This window comes from Caballeronia sp. INML2 (assembly GCF_023631365.1).
GTDB lineage: Bacteria > Pseudomonadota > Gammaproteobacteria > Burkholderiales > Burkholderiaceae > Caballeronia > Caballeronia turbans.
Map to the genome: position 1 here is coordinate 1 of NZ_JALQDH010000147.1, position 4,795 is coordinate 4,795.

The window sequence follows — 4,795 nt, forward strand, 5'->3', positions numbered from 1 at the left end:
GGTGACCATGCACGCCATACTTGCGATGCCTGACCCCGAGCGGGACGTCGTGTTGCGGCAAACGGTCCAGTCGCGGCCTGCCACGCCTGCGCCGGCTCATTGAGCGAACGGGTGGGGCTTGTGATCGCCATTGCCTACCATACTCTTTGCTCGGTGTGACGCGCCGAATGTGATGGCGAACGTGAGAGAACGATCACGAGCGATGTCCTGCAGTGGACACGGCATCCAATGTGAAGGCCCCCTCGGGCGACGTTCACGGCTATGCGTTTCGTCCTGCGGTTGTGAAGAATCTCACCTGCCGTCAGGCGCGCTATCCCGACACATCGCGACGCCGCACGACTGGTAAAAGGTGCAAGCTCAGCAGGTCACGGCCGCCGCGAGCCCATGTTCGCAGTCTACGATCGCGCCCTACGGACGAGCGATCGCGCTCAGTGCTGTTCGACGTAGTCGTCGACTGCACTGCCCACGGTAGGATGAAATCGCTCGTCACCGACGATGTCCAACATTTCGAAACGTTTGAGCTTGTCGCGCACCGGGTCTTTCATTTCGGCGAAGTGCAACGCAATTTCGCGCTCGTCCAGTATTAGAATCAGTTCCCGTAACATGTCGGCTGAGGTGACGTCGATACTGGTTACGGGTTCAGCGGCCACTACGATCCTGCGCACGGGCGTCGATGACTCATCGACGGCTTTTAGCAGGCATTCCTGGAAAAGCTCGGCATTTGCGAAGAACAACGGCGCATCCCAGCGAAACAGCAGCAGCCCCGGAATCCGCGTGGCATGTGGATAGCGCTTGATGTCATGGTAGCCGCGCAGATCTTCCACGCGCCCGAGAATGGCGTAATGGGGACGCCAACCGTCCCAGAGAAACTCGATGACCGCGATCGCGATTGCAATGCAGATACCGGGAATCGCACCGAAAACGGCGACGCCCGCGAAGCAGACAACGGAGAGCCAGAACTCCCATTGCTGAATTCGGTAGATGCGCTTGAGATCCGTAAATTCGAACAGGCCGAGGGCGGCGGCAATGACGACAGCGGCCAGTGCGCTATTGGGCAGATACCGCATCAGATTTGGTGCGGCCATCAGGAGCACCGCAACCGCCACCGCGCCGACCACGCCCGTCACCTGCGTTCTGGCGCCCGCTGCTTCGGCCACGGGTGTGCGCGAAGAACTGCTGCTGATCGGAAAACCCTGAAAAAAACCGGCCGCCAGATTGGCCGCCCCCAAACCAACCATCTCCTGGTTTGGATCCACGCGCATATGAAAACGCGCAGCGAAGGTTCGTGACAACACGCTGGTATCGGCAAACGAGATCAGCGCGACCGCGCAGCCGCCCAGCAGAATCCTGACGAGATCGGCGTCACCGACCCATGGTAATGCGAACGATGGAAGGCCTTGCGGGATTTTGCCGAGTACCTTAACGCCGACGCTGTCCAACCCGAATGCAATGACACTTAGGGTTGCGAGGACGACGGCGATCAAGATGCCCGGCACCTTCTCAAAACGCTTGAGCAACAAAATCAGCACAAGGCTTCCTGCGCCGACGGCGAAGCTGTACCAGTTGGCCTTGCCCGCACCGATGGCCGTTCCAAGCGCCAGCAGATCGCGCAGCGGCCCGCGATCATCAAACGAGATGGCAAAAAGTTTCGGCAACTGGCTGATCAGGACAGTCAGCGCAATGCCGTTCATGTAGCCGTAACGGATGGGCTTGGAGAGCAGTTCCGTGATGAAGCCGAGCCGAAGAAGTCCCATTACGACGCAGAACAGCCCAGAGACGATCGCCATCATGCTGGCCGTCGCTACCGCGCGCGAAGGGTCGCTGCCCGCGGTAGCGATAACGACGGCAAGGATTGGCGCGGCGAGTGCAGAGTCCGGACCGAGCACCAGAATCCGGCTGGGACCAAAGACCGCATACGCCAGCAACGGAACAATCGTCGCGTAAAGGCCATAGACGCCTGGAACGCCTGAGGCCTCGGCATATGCGATGCCGACGGGGACCAGCATCGTGGTGATTACCAGTCCGGCAGCCAGATCGTTGGGCAGCCAGCTAACCCGATACGTCTTGAGCATCGCCAGGCCTGGCAGCCAACGCGACCATCGCGTTGCGCCGACGGCAGCCTGTCCACCTTCATGAATAGGACGGTCGGATTGCATTTTTCGGATGGTCGTGGTCGAAAGAGTAGCGATTGGGAGTGTGCTGCACTGGCGTTCGAAGTGTCGATGAAAAAACCGAGCTCATCGCGCATCCCTCGGCAACTGAGGTTTCCGACGTCGCCATCCTCGAAGCAGCTGGTGTCAAACGCGTGCGGGCCAGCAGTATCGAGAAAGTTACGTGTGCCGAAGCGGCCTGAATTCCTCGCAGACCAGTTTCTCACGGAAAGTCCGTAGTCGTCAGGCTAGACCGCGGGTTCTAGCAGACACCTCTATAGCAGGCCTTCGTTGAACTTCATCGCGCTCGTGCAGCAAGTCGCGAGGTCATCCGCTCAGCCATCGCGCGATCGATGACTTTGAATGAGCGGCTCGCGCGTTCATAGGCGTACATGTCACCGGTTGCGATGTCGAACCACCAACCGCTCAGTACCAGTGCCCCAGCGGTGACCTCCTGGCGGACAATGGGGTACGTCATCAGATGCTCAATCTGCACGAGCACATTGAGTTGTGACAATTGATCATGAGGTTTCAATCCGTCATCAAGCGGTCCTTCTTGTTCGAGCCGAAACGCCGCGTTGCTTGCGTGGTACAGCCATTTGTCAAGGTTCGGCGCCTTAAGCTTGGCGCTTCGTGTATGCACGGCTTTCATTGCACCGCACTCGGAATGTCCACACACGACAATGTTCGCCACTTTCAACACAAGCAGCGCGTATTCAATTGCGCTTGCCTCAGAAAGATCGCCGGTGGATATCCCATCCGGAGTGGCCGGTGGTATGAGATTGCCGACGTTGCGCATGATGAACAAATCGCCCGGATGGGTCGAGGCAAGCAGGTCCGGCACAACCCGGCTGTCGGAGCACGTGATAAAGAGCGCATCAGGTGTCTGTGCAAGCGCCAGTTTGCTGAACTGCTCCGCGTATTTCGGCAGCATTTTCTCCCGAAATTCGACGATGCCCATTATGAGTTTCCGCATGATTTGCCTCCGAGAGGGCTCGTTATATGCTGTCGGGTCTGTCGAACCTAGAGTACCCGCGAAGGCTGGGGTTCATGGGCTTTAGACCTATTTTCTTCTTCGGTATTCCTGTCTGTTGATCGCCACATACGAAGAGATCATTGAAATGAATACGCCAAAAAATACATAGCCTGTCAACGCTTCAGTGGCAGCAACCATCCGGCCATCGAGCGTGGGCCGGTAATCTCCGTATCCAAGGGTGGTGAAAGTGATGATGCTGAAATATAAGCAACTCTCGCGATCGTGGACAACGGTCGATGACACATCAAGGATACCTAACTTCATGTAAATATCGCTGTAGGTCCACACTGCAATACATAACAAGATGCCCAACGCAGTGAGCTGCACGACGAGGAACATTCGGCGAGCTGTCACCACGAGCAGCGTGGCAAGGGCGAACATCGTCACTCCATCGACGATGGCGTCAGAGCGCGGTGACAATATCGAGTACGACAGATGAACTAGGTAATAGCCTGCGGCTAAAGGTAAGAATATCGTCGCCATGCCGCGCATGACCCCTCGAACGTCCATTTCTGACAATCGAAAATTCACGGCACCTCCTACAGTAACGCCTAAGGTGCCGGCGGGAGCACCCCTTGGTAAGGCCATTGTCTGACAATCCGAAGGGCCACTCGACGTTCGGCGTGACATCTGGAGAGGGTGCAGCGCGAAGCCATTCTCGTATGTGTCCTCCCAGACATTCTATAGCTGGGTTTGGCGTCGTTGAGGTATTTTATGTGGTGCCCCGGCCGCTGGCATTGGATCGCCTGGCAAGCATCGCAGGCTTCGGCTACGGGCTGGCGTACCTGCTTCGGCGGCTTGGTCGCTGCGGTAGGGGCCATACCCAACTGCCGCAAGGGCATGAAGAGGTTCGTCGTTTTGCTTTCGAACTGCACGATGGGAGTGAATCGCTGCCGGTCCGCGAATCTGTTCCGCTGCGCACTGCTCGTGTTGTGGTCAAACATCTCCGAGATGGCAGCGCGTTGATTCAGATGTTTCGAGCCATCGTCAATCGAGAGCCGGCGGAGTACGATAATTCGGTCGGACAGAGCTTCGAAGATGATTTCATCGAGAATGATCCGAGCGATCGCGTCGATAACTCGCCGGGATGGCAGAACGCCGATCGCTGAGCGCTGACGTAAAAGACAATCCGACCGCGTCGGCCGCACCTGGCCGCCATGAAGGGACGATCGCGACTTGTCACCGCCCGGACAAGGTGGGCACGCTCCACAAAAGGCGCTCGCGCGGTCCGCGAATGCTCAATTCGATCTGATTCTGTCGGACATTGCGATGCCTGTCATGAGCGGCTACGAGCTGATTGAGGCACTTCGCAAGCAGCCTAATATGGCTAAGGTTCCTGCCATAGCACTGACAGCGTCCGGGCGTGACCAGGATGCCGCGCGGGCGTTGCGTGCCGGCTTCGATGCGCATATCGGAAAACCGGTAACGTTGAGCGCGTTACTGGGTGTCCTCGGAACGAATGTGCCGGGGACACGGAATGACCGTTGAACTATAAAATGCGGCCATCCGGATCGCAGGGCGGCGACCGGCAGCAACGGGTCGAGGCTGTGCGAAAACAAGTGAGGCATCTCGGCGAGGCAGACGGACGGACCTGGTCAATCGACGAGCG

5 protein-coding genes are annotated in these 4,795 nt (G+C 58.0%); 2 read left to right on the forward strand and 3 right to left on the reverse strand.

Annotated elements, in window-relative coordinates:
* Positions 1-428: 428 nt before the first annotated feature.
* From NCT32_RS36310 to NCT32_RS37540, 3 genes are all read right to left on the reverse strand, one after another.
* Positions 429-2,156, reverse strand: coding sequence for a SulP family inorganic anion transporter (locus NCT32_RS36310; RefSeq protein WP_250491489.1), 1,728 nt, complete (start codon positions 2,154-2,156; stop codon positions 429-431).
* A 292-nt stretch (positions 2,157-2,448) separates the two neighbouring features.
* On the reverse strand, positions 2,449-3,126 hold the full coding sequence (locus tag NCT32_RS36315) for a carbonic anhydrase (protein ID WP_250491490.1): 678 nt from the start codon (positions 3,124-3,126) through the stop codon (positions 2,449-2,451).
* 87 nt (positions 3,127-3,213) lie between these two features.
* The gene (locus tag NCT32_RS37540; protein ID WP_250491491.1) at positions 3,214-3,717 is read right to left on the reverse strand and encodes a potassium channel family protein; all 504 of its coding nucleotides are present in this window, start codon (positions 3,715-3,717) and stop codon (positions 3,214-3,216) included.
* A gap of 206 nt (positions 3,718-3,923) precedes the next feature.
* On the opposite strand from NCT32_RS37540, the gene NCT32_RS36325 reads away from it, so the two are divergent.
* Complete coding sequence (locus tag NCT32_RS36325; protein WP_250491492.1) at positions 3,924-4,295, forward strand: hypothetical protein; 372 nt, start codon at positions 3,924-3,926, stop codon at positions 4,293-4,295.
* A 67-nt stretch (positions 4,296-4,362) separates the two neighbouring features.
* Positions 4,363-4,674 (forward strand): response regulator, encoded by a 312-nt coding sequence (locus NCT32_RS36330; protein WP_250491493.1) that lies wholly within the window; start codon positions 4,363-4,365, stop codon positions 4,672-4,674.
* Positions 4,675-4,795: the final 121 nt, after the last annotated feature.

Excerpts from the sequence above, each read along its gene's own strand:
- NCT32_RS36310 (WP_250491489.1), bottom strand. The coding sequence starts at position 2,156 with ATGCAATCCGACCGTCCTATTCATGAAGGTGGACAGGCTGCCGTCGGC.
- NCT32_RS36315 (WP_250491490.1), bottom strand. The coding sequence starts at position 3,126 with ATGCGGAAACTCATAATGGGCATCGTCGAATTTCGGGAGAAAATGCTG.